Raw genomic sequence first — 15,826 nt, 5'->3', positions numbered from 1 at the left:
TTGTGCCATTAAAGAACTGAACACATGAGAACCCACCACCGGCACGTCCTGATGTGCACCGGCCCGCGCTGCACCGAAAACGGTGTGCTGGCCGAGGCCATGTTCGCCGTCCTCGGCGAACAGATCGATGCGCGTCCCGAGCTGCGCGTCAAGCGCACGCGCACGCATTGCATGGTGGCCTGCAAGGCACAGGCGCCGGTCGTGGTGGTGTACCCGGAAGGCGTGTGGTACCGCTGCGAAGATGCCGCGGCGATTGAGCGCGTGGTGGTCGAGCATCTCGAAGGAGGGCAGGAAGTCACTGACCTGATTTTTCACCGTCTCGGCAGCGGCGACGTCAATCCCGAGGAACCAGAAAATGTCTGACAGCGCTACACAGCCCGTCGCTGCACCCTCGGCACGTATTGCCGTGCTGACGCATGCGTCCACCGACCTTGCCATTCTGAATCACGCGTTGACCCAATTGCCGGAGGATTTTCCGGCAACGATAGGCATCAACCTGCAAGGCGTGGAAAACGAAACACGCATGAGTGAGCTGTTACAGAACGAGCTGGCGGACGCCGACATCATCGTGCTGCGCATCCTCGGTCGTCTCGGCAGCGTCGCCGGTTTTGCGGAACTGCTGCGCCATGCGCAACGCCAGGGACGCCATCTGATCGCCTTGAGCGGTGCCGGCGAGCCGGATGCGGAATTGGCGGCGGTCTCGACCGTACCGGCCGATGTGCTGCGCGAGGCGCTGGCGTATTTTCATGGTGGAGGCAGCGTCAATCTGGCGCAGTTTTTACGTTTCGTATCAGACCGCCTGCTGCTGACCGGCTTTGCTTACGATCCGGCAGTGGCCTTGCCCGATCACGGCATTTACCATCCGGATCTGGAGCAGGATGCCGTGATTGCAGACTGGCTCAGATTGCGCATCGACGTCGCAGGACGCCGCAAGCCGGCAGTCGGCATTATCTTCTATCGCGCCCACTGGATGAGCGGCAACACACGCTTCGTCGACGCATTGGTGACGGCGTTGGAGCAGCGCGGCATGGATGTGCTGCCGATCTTCACGGCGTCGCTGCGCACCTCGGCGGCAGATTCCGATCTCCCGGCTGCGCTAAGTTATTTTGCGGACGAAGAGGGCGCGCACGTCGATGTCCTGATCAACACCACATCCTTCGCCATGGGTGAGATCACGCCGGGCGGCCCGACACCTGCCGGCTGGTCGGTGTCGGTATTGGAAAAACTCAACGTCCCCGTGCTGCAAGCCATGACCAGCGGCATGACGCAGGACCAGTGGGAAATCTCCACACGCGGCATGAACCCGCTCGACGCCGCCATGAACGTGGTGCTGCCCGAGTTCGACGGCCGCATCATTAGTGTGCCGCTGTCGTTCAAGGCGCAGGCGGCGGGATTGTCCGGCGACGTGGTGGAGTTTCATCCGGTGGCCGACCGTGTCGAACGCATCGCTGGGCTGGCAGCGCGTTTTGCGCGTCTGCGCGCACTGACCAACGCCGACAAACGTATCGCTTTCATTTTCACCAACTCCAACAGCAAGGCCTCGCAGATCGGTAACGCCGTCGGTCTCGATGCTCCAGCCTCGCTGATGCGCATCCTGGAGTCGATGCGCGACGCCGGTTACGCCATCGGCAATCTGCCCGAGAGCGGCAGTGCGCTGATCCACACGCTGGTTGATCGCTGCTCCTACGACAACACCTATCTGACCAGCGAGCAGTTGCAGCACGCCGTCGGTCGCGTGTCGGCGGAGCGTTACGCCGAATGGTTCGCGGAACTGCCCGAAGTGCTGCAGCAGAAAATAGAAGCGCAATGGGGCGCCGCGCCCGGCGTAGCTTACGTCCACGATAACCAACTGGCGTTTGCCGGTGTTGAGTTGGGCAATGCCTTCGTCGCCTTGCAACCGCCGCGCGGTTACGGCATGGATCCGGACGCGATTTATCACCAGCCCGACTTGCCGCCCACGCATCACTACTACGGCCTGTATCGCTGGCTCAGCGACGAGTGGCGCGCGGACGCCATCGTCCACGTCGGCAAGCACGGCACGCTGGAATGGCTGCCGGGCAAGGGCGTCGGCCTGTCGGAGAACTGCTTCCCCGATGCGCTGCTGGGCGACATGCCGCTGTTCTATCCCTTCATCATCAACGATCCGGGCGAAGGCTCGCAGGCCAAACGTCGCGGGCATGCGGTTGTGGTCGATCACCTGACACCGCCGATGACCACCGCCGACAGCTATGGCGCGCTGGCACAGCTGACGCAACTGGTGGACGAGTACTATCAGGTCGAAGTGCTGGATCCATCCAAGTTGCCGCTGCTGCAGCAGCAGATCTGGGAGCTGGTCAAACAGACCAATCTCGACAGCGATCTGCAGATGAAGCTGCTCCATCACGATCACGACCACGATGACGAACACGGCCATCACCATCATCACGGACATGCGCATGGACACGACCACGATCATGACCACCATGATCACGATCATCCGCACGACCACAGCCACGATGGCGAACTGCCTGAAGCGCTCAGCGGCATGGGCGGCTCCGACGTTGCGCATCTGATCGAAGACCTCGACGGTTACCTGTGCGAACTCGGTGCGGCGCAGATCCGCGACGGCCTGCATATTCTCGGCCGCGCGCCTGATGAGACGCAGATGCCCGACATGCTGGTCTCGCTGACGCGCCTGCCGAACCAGGACATCCCCGGGCTGCAGGAAGAAATGGCGCGCCTGTTCGGGCTCAAGCTCGACATGTTGCTGGAGAACAAAGGCCAGCGTCTTAACGTCGACAGCGCTCTGGCGCGCATCGCCGATCGCGCTGTCGTCACGCGTGCCGACGCCATCGAAGCCATCGATGCCTTGTGCGTGCGCTTGATGCAGACGCTGCAAGATTGCGGCTACAAAGCCGATGCCATCGACAGCATCCTGCAATCGATGTTCGGCGACCTGAGCATAGCCAAGCCGCGCATGCAAACGGCCTCCGTACGCCAGCCCGGCAGCATGCTGGGGCAGATGAAGATGCAGGCGCGCGCCAAGCCTTTAGCCGTGGTGCCGCCAGTTACCATCGCAAAACCGGCCACGGACTCAGCTGATAAATTCGCACCTTTGCACCGCGTCCTTGATTTCACCTGTCGCCAGCTCTTGCCCAACCTGCATCGCGCTGGCGACGAGATCGGCAATCTGTTGTTGGGCTTGGAAGGCGGCTATGTGCCAGCCGGCCCAAGCGGCTCGCCGACACGCGGCATGGCGCATATCCTGCCGACCGGCCGCAATTTCTATTCGGTCGATCCGCGCAGCGTGCCTTCGCAGTCGGCATGGCGCGTCGGCCAGCAACTGGCACGCGAAGTGCTGGAGCGCCATCTGCGCGAAACCGGCGCGTATCCGGAAAGCGTCGCCATCAGCATCTGGGGCACCAGCGCCATGCGCACGCACGGCGACGACGTGGCGCAGATTCTGTGCCTGCTCGGCGTGCGTCCGGTGTGGCGTCCGGGCAATCGCCAGGTCTCCGGCATCGAAGTGGTATCGCTGCAAGAACTGCAACGTCCGCGCATCGACGTCACTACGCGCATCAGCGGATTCTTCCGCGACGCCTTCCCGCAACTGATCGATCTGATCGACGACGCCGTCAATGCCGTCATCGCACTGGATGAGCCGCTCGATCAGAATTTCGTACGTAAGCATTATCTGCAAGAGCTGGGCGAATGGATCGGCAAGGGCCTGGACAAAGACGAAGCCGAGGAGCGTGCCGCCTATCGTATCTTCGGCGCCAAGCCGGGCAGCTACGGCGCCGGCATCCTGCCCCTGATTCAGGAAAAGAACTGGCAAGCTGATGCCGATTTTGCCGAGGCTTACATCAACTGGGGCGGCTACGCCTATGCGCGCAAGCTGGGCGACAAGCAGGGCAGCGACCAGCGCGATGCCTTCCGCACCCGTCTGTCGGGCGTGCAGGTGGCCTTGCATAATCAGGACAACCGCGAACACGACATCTTCGACAGCGATGATTATCTGCAATATCACGGCGGCATGATCGCGACGATCCGTTCCCTGACCGGCCAGCAGCCGCGCCATTATTTCGGCGACAGCCACGACCCGGCGCGCGCGCAGGTCCGCGATCTGAAGCAGGAAACCTTGCGCGTGTTCCGCTCGCGCGTGGTCAATCCGAAGTGGCTCGACAGCATCCAGCGCCATGGTTACAAGGGCGGGCTGGAGCTGACGGCGACGGTCGATTATCTGTTCGGTTACGACGCCACGGCGCAAGTCATGGACGACTGGATGTACGAACAATTGGCGCAGACCTACGCCTTCGATCCCGGTATGCAGCGCTTCCTCGAAGAAGCCAATCCATGGGCGCAGAACGCCATTGCCGAACGCCTGCTGGAAGCGGCAAGCCGCGGCATGTGGGCCGAACCGCAGGCACAGACGCTGGAAGACTTGCGCCAGCTTTATCTCAAGAGTGAAACCTTGCTGGAGGCGCGTGGCGAAACCCCGCGTGGAGTCTGATATGAGTGTTCCTTTGTTTCCACCGTTATTTCCATTCTCCGCCATCGTCGGCCAGCCGCAGCTGAAGAATGCTTTGCTGCTGTGTGCAGTCGATACCACATTGGGTGGCGTCCTGATCCGCGGCGACAAAGGCACCGCCAAGAGTACCGCTGCACGTGCACTGACGGCGGTGTTGCCTCCCATTGAACGTGTTGCCGGCTGCGCCTTCAATTGCCTGCCGGGGCAGCCTGCCGAGCAGTGCGCGGTCTGCCAGGGCGACGCCAAGACGGTTTCCGCAACAGTGCCTTTTGTCACCTTGCCGCTGGGTGCGACAGAAGACCGCGTGCTCGGCACGCTCGATCTGCAACGCGCCTTGAAGGGCGAGAAAAACGCCTTGCAACCGGGCCTGCTGGCTGCCGCGCATCGCGGCATTCTGTACATCGATGAAGTCAATCTGTTGCCGGATCATCTGGTCGACGTGCTGCTCGACGTCGCGGCGATGGGCGTCAATTCTGTCCAGCGTGAAGGCCTGTCGGTCTCGCATCTCGCACGCTTCACGCTGATCGGCACGATGAATCTGGAAGAGGGCGATTTGCGTCCGCAATTGCTGGATCGTTTCGGTCTCATGGTGGAAGTGGTTGCGCCGCGCGACAAAACCTTGCGCGCTGAGGTCGTACGCCGTCGTCTTGCCTACGAAGCCGATCCGCTTGCCTATGCCGCGCAATGGAACGATGAGCAAGACAATTTGCGCGCTCGCATCGCCGCTGCGCAGACTTTGCTGCCGCAAGTCGTACTGAGCGATGCCTTGCTCGATCTGATCAGTCATTTGTGCTGCGAGTTCGAAGTCGCCAGCCTGCGCGCCGACATCGTCATGCACAAGACCGCGCGTGCTTTTGCGGCGTTGGACGGCCGTTTGCAGGTGACTCCTGACGACGTACGTGCGGCGGCTGAACTGGTCTTGCCGCATCGCCGTCGTCGCAAGCCGTTCGAGCAGCCCGGCCTGGATCAGGACAAGCTCGATGATCTGATGCAGGAAGCAATGCAGGCTCCGCAGCAGCAAGGCGGCAATGGACAGGATCAATCGGACTCTTCTTCTGATAGTGATGCTGAATCAGAAAATCAATCAGAGAAGCCATCGGATAGTGGCGACAGCCAGCAAGTATTCGCTGCCGCAGCTGTCGGCAACGCTCGCCAGCTCAAAGTCGATGCGCCGGTGAACAATGTCGCCACGCTCGCCGGTCGCCGCAGCGATTCCGCGGATGCAACGCGCGGCCGCATGATCCGCGCCGTACCGGACAGCAATCCTGCCAGCCTCGCGGTCGGTGCAACGCTGCGTTCAGCGGTCTTGCGCAGCGCCGCCGAAGGCGCACAAGAGGGCGCGGTGCAATTGCAGGCAAGCGATTTGCACGGCAAGGTCAAGGCCGGCAAGAACGCCAACCTGATCTTGTTCGTGGTCGACGCTTCCGGTTCGATGGCCGCGCAACGGCGCATGGAGACAGTGAAGGGGGCCGTGCTGGCTTTGCTGACGGATGTCTATCAACGCCGTGACCAGGTTGCGGTGATCGGCTTCCGTGGCGACAAGGCTTCCTTGTTGCTGGCGCCGACACGCAGCGTCGATCTCGCCGAACAAGGTCTGCGCGAACTACCGACCGGTGGCCGCACGCCGCTGCCGCATGCCTTGCAACTGGCCTTGCAGACGCTGGACCAATCCAACGGGACAGCGCCGCCATTGCTGGTGCTGCTCAGCGACGGCAAAGGCAACGTCGCGCTGGAAAACGGCGGTGATCCCTGGCGCGAGACGCTGGCGTTGGCCGAGCAACTGGCCGCACGCGGCACGCCTGCGCTGGTGCTCGATACCGAAACCGGCTACGTCCGTCTGGGCCGCGCTGGACAACTGGCACAGGCGCTCGGTGCGGAATGCATGACGCTGGAAGAGCTGACGGCCGACAATCTGGCGCTGACGATTCGCGCCCGTATGACTCATTAGAGAATTAATCAAGGAACAACATATGATCATCTGCATCGGAGCAGGTCCCGGCGATATCGGCTACCTCACCCAACGCGGCGCCGAGCTGATTCGCAATGCCGACGTGGTGGCGGGCTTCGACGCCGTCGTCAATGTCGTGCAAAGCATTATCCCGCCGACGGCGGAAGTCGTCCTCATGAACTATCGCGACCAGGTCGCCCAGCTCGATCTGGTCGCGGCTGCACATCACGCCGGCAAGCGCTGCGTAGTGGTGTTCATGGGCGACATCCATTTCAGCGGCTTCCAGTATCTGGAACGCGTCGAGCGCGCTTGCGGCCATCCGGTCGAGACTTTGCCTGGTATTTCCTCCGCGCAAATTCTGGCGTCGCGCGCCAAGGTTTGTTTCGACGAAACAACTTTTATTACCTTCCATCGCCGCGGCGACCTGACGCCGTTCAAGCGCCATCTTGTGCATGTGCTCAATGACGGCCGCAATGCGATTGTGATACCGTGTCCATGGGATGCGGCGCGCTCCTTCATGCCGCGCCATATCGCGGCTTATCTGCTGGAAAACGGCGTGCAGCCCGACCATCCGACCGAAGTCTGGGAAAACCTCACGCGTGGTGAAGCAGAGTGGCATGGCTCACTGGCCGAATGCGTGGACAAGGAGTTCACCGACATGAGCATCATGCTGATTCGTACCCACACGCCCATGGACAGCCAGATCGAGCCGCCACCGGATACATCTGCCAAGTCTGCGGAGGTTGCATGAGCGTGGTGCCCGCCGATATCGTCAGCAGTGCAGTCAACCCTGTTGACCGTATTGACAATGCGACAAGCTACGGCATCGTGATCGCTGGTCACGGCAGCCGCGACGCCGACGCTGTGCGCGAATTCGAAGCGCTGGTCGATATTGTGCGCGCCCGTGCGCCAGGCCGCGTGGTAACCCATGGCTATCTCGAATTTTCCAGTCCGACCATCAGCGAAGCAGTGGAAGCTAATGTCGCCGCGGGCAGCAAACAGGTTGCCGTCGTACCTGGCGTCCTGCTGGCTGCGCGTCATGCCAAGAACGACATGCCGGCCGAAGTATTGGAGCTGGCGCGCAAGCATCCCGACGTCGATTTTCATTTCGGCGGGGCGATGAACCTGCATCCGCAATTGCTGCAACTGGCGCAGGAACGCGTGCTCGCCGCCGAAGCACAATCCGCACAAACCATTCGTCGTGACGATACCTGCCTGGTGCTGGTCGGTCGCGGCACTACCGATCCCGATGCCAACGGCGAGGTCTCTAAACTGGCCCGCATGCTGGAAGAAGGCATGGGCTTTGGCGGCGTCTACGTTTGTTATTCCGGTACCGCAAAACCGCTAGTAGCAGATGGTTTGCGTGCGGCAGCCTTGCTCGGTTTTGCGCGCATCATCGTGTTGCCGTTCTTCCTGTTCGATGGCGTGCTGGTGAAACGCATCTACGCTGCCGCCGATGACTTGCAGCAGCGTGAGCCGGGGCTGGAAGTGCTGAAAGCCGGCTATTTCGGCGTGCATCAACACGTTGCCGACGTCATGCTGGAGCGTGCGCGCGAGGCGGTCGAAGGACGTGCCGCTATGAATTGCAGCCTGTGCAAATACCGTGTGCAGATCGTCGGTTTTGAAGAGCAGATCGGCGAGCCGCAGCGCGCGCATCACTTGCAAGTGCGCGGTTTGCTGAATCGGGAGACTTTGGCTGCCGAGCCGAAAGCCGATTTTCCTCCCTATGTACCGCATCCGATCGAGAAGGAAAGCTTCGAGATCATCGCCGCCGGCCGCGACTGGTCGATGTTTCCTCCTGCGCATCTGACGGCTTTGCAGCGGCTGGTGCACACCAGCGGCGATTTCAACGCGGTTGACGATATCTATTTTTCCGCTGGAGCAATCGAAGCCGGCATTCGCGCCATCTTGCGCTGCAAGCGCGTGGTGACCGACGTAACGATGGTGCAGACCGGCCTCAAGCGCGCGCTGGTCGAACAGCTCGGCATCGAGACCTGGTGCGGTGTACACGACCGCGAAACGCACTTGTTGTCGCAGGCGCAAGGCATCACACGCTCGGCAGCAGGCGTACGTCGCGCATGGGAGAAATTCGGTAACGACATCATCCTCGCCATCGGCGATGCACCGACCGCAATTGTCGAGACCACACGCCTGATCCGTGAGCACGGCTGGCGGCCGCAACTGGTGATCGGCTTGCCGGTCGGCTTCGTCGGCACGCGAGAAAGCAAAGACGATCTGCGTCGCTGCCTGCAAGTGCCGCGGATTACCAACAGCGGCACGCGCGGCGGATCGCCGTGGGCGGCGACGGTGGTCAATGCCTTGATGATCGACGCGATCGGACAAGTCATTGCCGCGCAGGAAGCGGAGTTGCAGATAAATGCCGGAGCTTGAACGCGCCGAATTCGACCTGACCGTGCTGGCCCCGAACGGCCTGCGACGCGGCAGGACGACCGGCAGTTGCGCGACAGCTGCGGTGAAGGCTGCGCTGACCATGCTGTTGCGCGACGAAAAAATCGACAAGGCGGAGGTCAGCCTGCCGGATGGCAAGCATTATTTGTTGGTGCCAATTCAGGACGTCCGGGTGCTTGATGAAAAACGCGTGCGTGCCGAAGTCCTGAAATACGGTGGCGATGATCCTGACAACACGCACGGCGCGACGATTTTTGCCGAAGTGGCGCGCAACGATATCGGCGAGATCCGCTTCCTGGCGGCGACCGGTGTCGGCACGGCGACGCAGCCCGGCTTACGCGTGGCGGTCGGCGAGCCGGCTATCAATCCGGTGCCGCGCCAGATGATGCGGCTGGCCGTGAAGGAAGTGCTGGAAGAACTGGGCATGCAAGGCAGGATAGGCTCAGGTTTCGATCTTGCCATCGGTTGCGAGGACGGCCAGAAGATTGCGCAGAAGACCTTTAATCCGCGTCTCGGTATCGTCGGCGGCATTTCGATTCTGGGTACGTCGGGCATTGTGGAACCGATGTCGCTGGCCTCGTGGATTGCGTCGATTGAGGTGTATATCCGCGTGGCACTGGCTGACGAAAGCAGGCCGAACGGCGTTGCCGCCTGCGTGGCATATCTGCCCGGCAAGATCGGCAGGACTTTTGCGCGTGATGCGTTGGGCTTGCCGGAAGTGCGCTCGGTGCAGATCGCCAACTTCCTCGGAGACGCGCTGGACTTCACGCAGACGGCGTTGGCCGAGCAGGATGCAGAGTTGGACATATTGTGGCTGGCAGGTCATCCCGGCAAGCTGGCCAAAGTGCTCGACGGCGTATGGGATACGCATTCGAGCAAGAGCAACATGGCGATGGGCGGTGTAGCCCGCGTGGCGGCGGAGCTGGCGGCGACGCTGGGATTTTCCGCCGCGCTGATCGCCGAGATAGAAAGTGCAAACACAGTGGAAGCAGCAATCGAACGTTTGAAAGATGAGCCAGGCTCAGTTAGCTTGTGGCGCGAGATCGAAGCGCGCATCGCCACGCTGGCGCAGGCGCGCATGCCGTCCGTGAAGCGCGTCGAGGTGCGCCTGTTCGATCTCGACGGCAATTTGCTGGGAGGTCATTCATGATTGCAGGCAATGAGCCAGGCATGTTCTGGGGCATCGGCGTCGGTCCCGGCCCGGCGGGGTATTTGCCGCTGGCGGCGATGCAGGCCTTGCAGAAGGCCGATCTGATCTACGTGCCGCGCGCCAGGAGCGCCGACACGTCCGTCGCGCTGCAATGCCTGGAAGGCGTGGCCGTCGCGCCGGAACGTCTGCGCGAAGTCGAGTTCAACATGGACCCCGATCGCAACGTGCTGCGCGAACACTACGCACAACTGGCGCAGGATATTGCCGCCGAATTGCAGGCCGGTCGCAGCGTGGCCTATCTGACCATCGGCGACACGCTGACGTATTCGACATACGGCTACATCCTGGCGGCGCTGAAGGATTTGCTGCCAGTGTTTCCGCACCGGACGTTTCCAGGTATTACCAGTTATGCGTCGGCTGCCGCCGCGCTGGACTGGCCGTTGGGCGTTGGCAAGGAGCGCACGCTGATCCTGCCGTGCCCGGACGATCCGGCGAGCCTGCAACATGAGATCGAAACCCACGACATCGTGGTGCTGATGAAAGTCGGCGCGCGCCTGCCGTGGGTGCTGGCGTTGCTCAAGGAAATGGGCATCGCCGAACACTGCGCCTTTGCCCGCCGTATCGGGCTGGACGGTGAAGTATTGGCAAACGACTTGCGCGAACTGGAAGCGGGCGACCGGGATCATGCCGTAAGCGGCTATCTGGCGACCATGCTCATTCGCAAGACCGCATTGGAAAAGAGACATCAGGCATGAAGGTGAATTTATGAAAGTCTACTTATGAAGGTCTACTTTGTAGGCGCCGGCCCCGGCGCCCCCGATCTGATCACGCTGCGCGGCGCCAAGCTGCTCGGCAGCGTACAGATGGTGTTGTACGCCGGCTCACTGGTGCCGACCGAAATGCTCCAGCATTGCCGTCCCGATGCCGAACTGATCGATACGGCACAGCTCGATCTGGAGCAGCAGCAGGCTTGCTACGAGCGCGCAAAAGTACAGGACATCGACGTGGTTCGTCTGCACTCCGGCGATCCGGCGATTTATGGCGCGACCGCCGAGCAGATGCGCCGGCTGGAAGCGTTGGGCATCGCTTATGAAGTCGTGCCGGGCGTGTCTTCATTCACTGCCGCCGCCTCGGCGGTGACGGCGGAACTGACCAAGCCGGAAGTATCGCAGACCGTGATCCTGACGCGTGTCTCGGGACGCGCCTCGGCAGTACCGGAGCTGGAATCGATTGCACGTCTGGCCGAGCACCAGGCGACCATGTGCATCTTCCTGTCCGGCCCGCATCTGAAAAAGATCGTCACCGACCTGCGCCTGCATTATCCCGACACCACGCCGGTGACGCTAGTCTACCGCGCCACCTGGCCCGATCAGCGCGTCTATCAGGGCACGCTGGCGACGGTGCTGGAAGAGACCAAACGTGGTGCCTGGAATCTGACCACCATGATGCTGGTCGGTGCGGCGCTGGATAAGGGGCAGCAAGTTGAGTCGAGTTTATATTCCAAGGATTTCACGCATTTGTTCCGCGTCGTGAAAAAGAATAAAAAAGACAACGACGCCGCAGAATCCGTGGAAATTTCAGCCACCGGAGACGAGGTCTGATCATGAGTAATTCCCTGCAAAGTACGCATGCAACAACGCAATCCAGCACGCTTGGCATATGGCTGGTGCGAGCGGAGAGCGAAGCGCTGGCGGCGCGTCTGCAGGGACAGCTCGGTGGAACTTTGTATCGGCCGTGGCTCAATGCCGGTATTCCGCAGAAGCAGCAATTCCGCGCCTCCTACCGCAATCAGGGGCAATGGGTGATGCTGGCGGCGAGCGGCGTGGCGGTGCGTTTTCTGGAAGGCTTGCCGCAAGACAAACTGACCGACCCCGCAGTCGTGCTGCTGGATGAAGCGGGACGGTTTGCCGTGTCGCTCTTGGGCGGCCACGAAGGCGGCGGCAATCGTCTGGCCTATCGCGTCGCCAATGTCGTCGGTGCGGTGCCGGTAGTGACGACAGCCACCGAAGCCCTGAAACCGCTGGTGCTCGGCATCGGTTGCCGCAAGAACGTACCGGTGGAAAAGATCTCCGCTGCCGTTACACGTGCACTGGCCTTGTTGGGACGTCCATTGAGTGACGTGCGCGAAGTGGCGACGATTGATCTGAAGGCGGAAGAACCCGGCTTGCTGACCTTTTGCGCCGCCAATGAACTGCCTCTACGCGTGATCGCCGCCTCGGATGTCGCCGCGCGCGGCTGGGTGACGACACCGTCGGAATGGGTGCAAAAGAATGTCGGCGTCGACGGCGTATGCGAACCCTGCGCGCTGATAGCCAGCCCGCGCGGTGTCTTGGCACTGCCAAAGACTGCGCTCGACGGCGTCACCGTAGCCGTGGTGGAAGATATCGGCTTGCCGGATACGGACGCGCCGGCAGGCACAGTCTAGACGGAACAATGCAAGTAAATAAACAAGTATCAAAGAGAAAGTAGTTTTATGAGTGGAGTTTTAAACCTGGTATCGGTCGGCCCCGGCTTTGGCGATCTGATCGTGCCGCGCGCCATTGCCGCCTTGCGCGACAGCAACGTCATCGTGGCTTACGAGTTGTATCTGCGCTGGATCGCCTCGCACATCGAAGGCAAGCAAATTTTTACGCCGCCGCTGACGCAGGAGCGTGAACGCGCCTTGCTGGCGATCGACAAAGCACGCAGCGGCGAAAAGGTGGCGTTGATTTCCAGTGGCGACATCGGCATCTATGCCATGGCGGCGCTGGCCTTCGATGAAATGAAGGAAGACGACGACTACCAGGTCAATGTCATCCCCGGTGTTACTTCGGCCAACGCCTGCGCGTCCTTGCTGGGCTCGCCGCTGTCGCATGACTTCGCCACGCTGAGCCTGTCGAATTTGCTGTGCCCGTGGGAATGGATCGAAAACCGTGCGCGTCACATCGCACAGGCCGATCTTGCCTGCGTGCTGTACAACGTGCAAAGCGCCGGCCGTCAGGAAGGTGTCTATCGCATTCTCAAGCTGATGCTGGAATCCAAAGCGCCGCATACGCTGTGCGGCGTGGTGAAGAACGCCTATCGTCCCGGCCAGGAAGTCAGCATCCATCGTCTCGATGAGTTGCCGTCCCTGCAATTCGACATGCTGACCAGCATCGTCATCGGCAATCGTTTTACCCAGCGCAAGCGCGGCTACATCTTCACACCGCGCGGCTACAACGACTGGCATGACGAATCGACCGTGGCCGCAGAAGAACCGGCATTGCCGTCGCAGGCTATATGGGTCTTTGCCGGCACCAGCGATGGCAATACACTGGCCAGACAGCTGGCCGAACAAGGCCATCAGGTAGTCGTCTCGACCGCCACCGAATACGGCGGCGAGCTGGCCTTGCAGGATTGCCCCGGCGTCACCGTCTGGGCCGGCCGTCAGGGTGTGGAAGCGCGCAAGCAGGCCTTGCAGCGCCACGCAGCGCGCGTGCTGGTCGATGCCACGCATCCGTATGCCACGTTGATGTCGCAGCAATTGATGGGCTTGTCGCAAAGCCTGGGCGTCCCTTATCTGCGTTATGAACGTCCAAGCGCAATCGTCGACATCGCGAGCGATGCGCTTGTCTGCGATTCGATGGAGCAGGCCGCCGAACAGGCGATTGCAAAGAGCGAGCGCATCTTCCTCGCCACCGGTTCCAAGGATCTCGCCACCTTTTTGCAAGCGCCGGGCGCGGATCGGAAACAATGGTTCGTACGCGTCACCGCTGAGCCGGAATTCATCCAGCGCGCCATTGATCTGGGTATCCCGCGTAGCCGCATTTGCGCCATGCAGGGACCGTTCTCGCAAGCCTTCAATCAGGCGCTGTGGAGCGACTGGAACATCGATTGCGTGGTGACCAAGGATTCGGGCGATGCCGGCGGTTATCGCGCCAAGGCGGATGCGGCGAAGGCGTTGAGTATTCCATTGCTGACGGTACGCCGTCCGGCGCTGGATTATCCGGTGCAGGCCGACAGTCTGGGCCACGCTTCGGCGCAGGTGCAGGCATGGTTGCAAGAGCAGCAACAAGAAGGCAAGCACGCATGACGCCAGCGCAGCCTATCCCCGTCACCATCGTCACCGGCTTCCTCGGCGCCGGCAAGACGACCTTGCTGCGCAGTCTGGTGCAACGCCGCCAGACGCGCCGGCTGGCGCTGCTCATCAATGAGTTCGGCGAGGTGACGATCGATGGCGATCTGATGCGGGCGGTGAGCAACAGCGGCGATGACGCGGAGCATGTGCGCATCCATGATTTCTCGTACGGCCTGATTGCGTACGGCGACGATGAGCGCTTTGTGCCGACCATGCTGGCGCTGGCCGCGCGTCGTGCACAAGTCGATCATGTGCTGATCGAAACTTCCGGCCTGGCTTTGCCGACGGCGGTGATGGAAAGCCTGCAGACGCCTGAACTGGCGGCGCATTTCATCCTCGACGCCACCCTGGCGGTGGTGGATACGCCTTTGCTGCTGGACGACCGGTTCGCACAAGGAAGCAGCACAGACAACGCCGTTGCCGACATGTTCGGTCGGCAACTGGAATACGCCGATGTGGTGGTACTCAACAAGATCGACGATCTGAGCGAAGGGCAATTGCTGGACGCCGAGCAGCGCGTCCGCGCCTGCGCGCCCAACGTGCGTTTCCTTGAGCTGGCTTACAAGGCGCAGCTCGATATCCGACTGGCGCTAGGCCTGCGGTTGCATCAGCCGACCTTGCAGGCGCATCAGCACACCTACACGCATGTGCGTATGCCCGGAGTCGACGCCAGCGTGCTGGCCGATCAGGGGCGTCTTAATGGCCATGCACATTCAGGTCTCGGCGCGCACAGCCACGGACTGGCGACGCACAAGCATTTTCATGAACAGGATCCGGGCTGGCTGTCGTTTACGCTGCGCAGCCAGTCACCGCAACCGGCAGACAAACTGAAGCAGGCAATTGCCGAAGCCGCGAAGTCGGAGCCGATCTTGCGCACCAAAGGTTTTGTGCGCACGCTGGAAGGCAAGCGGCCGCAACTGGTGCAGGGTGTGCGCACGCGCGTGACGATTAATTTAGATGCGGCGGACGCCGCCAACGCGGCTGCAAACGAAGCGGTGGAAACCGATAAATCCGAACTGGTTTTCATCGGCTATCACCCGAGCCGAAGCAAAGTTGCCGCCTTGCTTTCCGAATTAACCGGTACAAACTGGAAGTAAAGCAAAGAGAGAACATATGAAAACCGATCCGGAATCGCACAAGCGCATGACCCAGCGTCACAAGGAAGGCTTCGAGAAAAAGAAGGCTGCCGCGCAAAAGGAAAAAGGCTTGCTGATCGTCAATACCGGCACCGGCAAGGGCAAGTCCAGCGCCGCCTTCGGCATGGGCATGCGCATCCTCGGCCACGGCATGAAGCTGGGCGTGGTGCAGTTCATCAAGGGCGCCTTGTACAGTGCCGAACGCGACTTTCTCGGCGGCCACGCCAATTGTGATTTTCATGTGGTCGGCTCCGGCTACACCTGGGATACCCAAGACCGTGATGCCGACATGAAAACCGCTGCCCACGGCTGGACTGAAGCGGTTCGCATGATCCAGGATCCGTCTTATGACATGGTGATCCTCGACGAGATGAACATCGTGTTGAAGTATCAATACCTCGATCTGCAGGAAGTGCTTGATGTCTTCGCCGCGCGCCGTGAGATGCTGCACATCGTCGTCACCGGCCGCCACGCGCCCGATGCGCTGATTGAGCAAGCCGATCTGGTCAGCGAAATGCGACCGCTCAAGCATCCCTACAAGGAACAAGGCATCAAAGCGCAAAAGGGCGTGGAGTTCTGA

General features: G+C 61.3%; 12 protein-coding genes. All 12 read left to right on the top strand.

What is annotated here, in order from left to right; all coding sequences use genetic code 11:
- Positions 1-24: 24 nt before the first annotated feature.
- Genes PQR63_RS14820 through cobO form a run of 12 tightly spaced genes read left to right on the top strand, consistent with a single transcriptional unit; the run spans position 25 to position 15,826 of the window.
- Positions 25-363 carry a (2Fe-2S) ferredoxin domain-containing protein gene (locus tag PQR63_RS14820; protein ID WP_050478082.1) on the top strand — a complete coding sequence of 113 codons (339 nt, stop codon included), beginning with the start codon at positions 25-27 and terminating at the stop codon, positions 361-363.
- Positions 356-4,489 (top strand): cobaltochelatase subunit CobN, encoded by a 4,134-nt coding sequence (locus PQR63_RS14815; RefSeq protein WP_408168757.1) that lies wholly within the window; start codon positions 356-358, stop codon positions 4,487-4,489. The genes PQR63_RS14820 and PQR63_RS14815 overlap by 8 nt, the downstream gene beginning before the upstream one ends.
- Position 4,490: 1 nt before the next feature.
- A complete protein-coding gene (locus tag PQR63_RS14810; RefSeq protein ID WP_408168755.1) occupies positions 4,491-6,455 on the top strand; it encodes a putative cobaltochelatase in 1,965 nt (654 codons plus the stop codon).
- 22 nt (positions 6,456-6,477) lie between these two features.
- Positions 6,478-7,206: a cobalt-precorrin-7 (C(5))-methyltransferase gene (locus tag PQR63_RS14805; protein WP_408168753.1), complete on the top strand. Its 729-nt coding sequence runs from the start codon at positions 6,478-6,480 to the stop codon at positions 7,204-7,206.
- Positions 7,203-8,846 (top strand): precorrin-8X methylmutase, encoded by a 1,644-nt coding sequence (locus PQR63_RS14800; protein WP_408168751.1) that lies wholly within the window; start codon positions 7,203-7,205, stop codon positions 8,844-8,846. The genes PQR63_RS14805 and PQR63_RS14800 overlap by 4 nt, the downstream gene beginning before the upstream one ends.
- Positions 8,833-10,014: a cobalt-precorrin-5B (C(1))-methyltransferase CbiD gene (cbiD, locus tag PQR63_RS14795; RefSeq protein ID WP_408168749.1), complete on the top strand. Its 1,182-nt coding sequence runs from the start codon at positions 8,833-8,835 to the stop codon at positions 10,012-10,014. The genes PQR63_RS14800 and cbiD overlap by 14 nt, the downstream gene beginning before the upstream one ends.
- Positions 10,011-10,769 (top strand): precorrin-2 C(20)-methyltransferase, encoded by a 759-nt coding sequence (gene cobI, locus PQR63_RS14790; protein ID WP_408168747.1) that lies wholly within the window; start codon positions 10,011-10,013, stop codon positions 10,767-10,769. Before cbiD ends, cobI begins: the two co-directional genes overlap by 4 nt.
- 24 nt (positions 10,770-10,793) lie before the next feature.
- Entirely contained in the window at positions 10,794-11,615 is an 822-nt protein-coding gene (gene cobM, locus PQR63_RS14785) for a precorrin-4 C(11)-methyltransferase (RefSeq protein ID WP_408168745.1), read from the top strand.
- A 2-nt stretch (positions 11,616-11,617) separates the two neighbouring features.
- Entirely contained in the window at positions 11,618-12,439 is an 822-nt protein-coding gene (locus PQR63_RS14780; RefSeq protein ID WP_408168743.1) for a cobalamin biosynthesis protein, read from the top strand.
- 48 nt (positions 12,440-12,487) lie between these two features.
- Positions 12,488-14,065, top strand: coding sequence for a precorrin-3B C(17)-methyltransferase (gene cobJ / locus PQR63_RS14775; protein ID WP_408168741.1), 1,578 nt, complete (start codon positions 12,488-12,490; stop codon positions 14,063-14,065).
- Positions 14,062-15,207 carry a CobW family GTP-binding protein gene (locus PQR63_RS14770; RefSeq protein ID WP_408168739.1) on the top strand — a complete coding sequence of 382 codons (1,146 nt, stop codon included), beginning with the start codon at positions 14,062-14,064 and terminating at the stop codon, positions 15,205-15,207. Before cobJ ends, PQR63_RS14770 begins: the two co-directional genes overlap by 4 nt.
- Positions 15,208-15,223: 16 nt before the next feature.
- Positions 15,224-15,826, top strand: coding sequence for a cob(I)yrinic acid a,c-diamide adenosyltransferase (gene cobO / locus PQR63_RS14765; RefSeq protein WP_408168737.1), 603 nt, complete (start codon positions 15,224-15,226; stop codon positions 15,824-15,826).

The sequence above is a fragment of the Herbaspirillum rhizosphaerae genome, from assembly GCF_046025915.1.
GTDB classification, from domain to species: Bacteria; Pseudomonadota; Gammaproteobacteria; order Burkholderiales; family Burkholderiaceae_D; genus Herbaspirillum; species Herbaspirillum rhizosphaerae_A.
This window is presented reverse-complemented; position numbering and strand designations above follow the sequence as displayed.

Excerpts from the sequence above, each read along its gene's own strand:
- PQR63_RS14820 (WP_050478082.1), top strand. The coding sequence starts at position 25 with ATGAGAACCCACCACCGGCACGTCCTGATGTGCACCGGCCCGCGCTGC.
- PQR63_RS14815 (WP_408168757.1), top strand. The coding sequence starts at position 356 with ATGTCTGACAGCGCTACACAGCCCGTCGCTGCACCCTCGGCACGTATT.
- PQR63_RS14810 (WP_408168755.1), top strand. The coding sequence starts at position 4,491 with ATGAGTGTTCCTTTGTTTCCACCGTTATTTCCATTCTCCGCCATCGTC.
- PQR63_RS14805 (WP_408168753.1), top strand. The coding sequence starts at position 6,478 with ATGATCATCTGCATCGGAGCAGGTCCCGGCGATATCGGCTACCTCACC.
- PQR63_RS14800 (WP_408168751.1), top strand. The coding sequence starts at position 7,203 with ATGAGCGTGGTGCCCGCCGATATCGTCAGCAGTGCAGTCAACCCTGTT.
- cbiD (WP_408168749.1), top strand. The coding sequence starts at position 8,833 with ATGCCGGAGCTTGAACGCGCCGAATTCGACCTGACCGTGCTGGCCCCG.
- cobI (WP_408168747.1), top strand. The coding sequence starts at position 10,011 with ATGATTGCAGGCAATGAGCCAGGCATGTTCTGGGGCATCGGCGTCGGT.
- cobM (WP_408168745.1), top strand. The coding sequence starts at position 10,794 with ATGAAGGTCTACTTTGTAGGCGCCGGCCCCGGCGCCCCCGATCTGATC.
- PQR63_RS14780 (WP_408168743.1), top strand. The coding sequence starts at position 11,618 with ATGAGTAATTCCCTGCAAAGTACGCATGCAACAACGCAATCCAGCACG.
- cobJ (WP_408168741.1), top strand. The coding sequence starts at position 12,488 with ATGAGTGGAGTTTTAAACCTGGTATCGGTCGGCCCCGGCTTTGGCGAT.
- PQR63_RS14770 (WP_408168739.1), top strand. The coding sequence starts at position 14,062 with ATGACGCCAGCGCAGCCTATCCCCGTCACCATCGTCACCGGCTTCCTC.
- cobO (WP_408168737.1), top strand. The coding sequence starts at position 15,224 with ATGAAAACCGATCCGGAATCGCACAAGCGCATGACCCAGCGTCACAAG.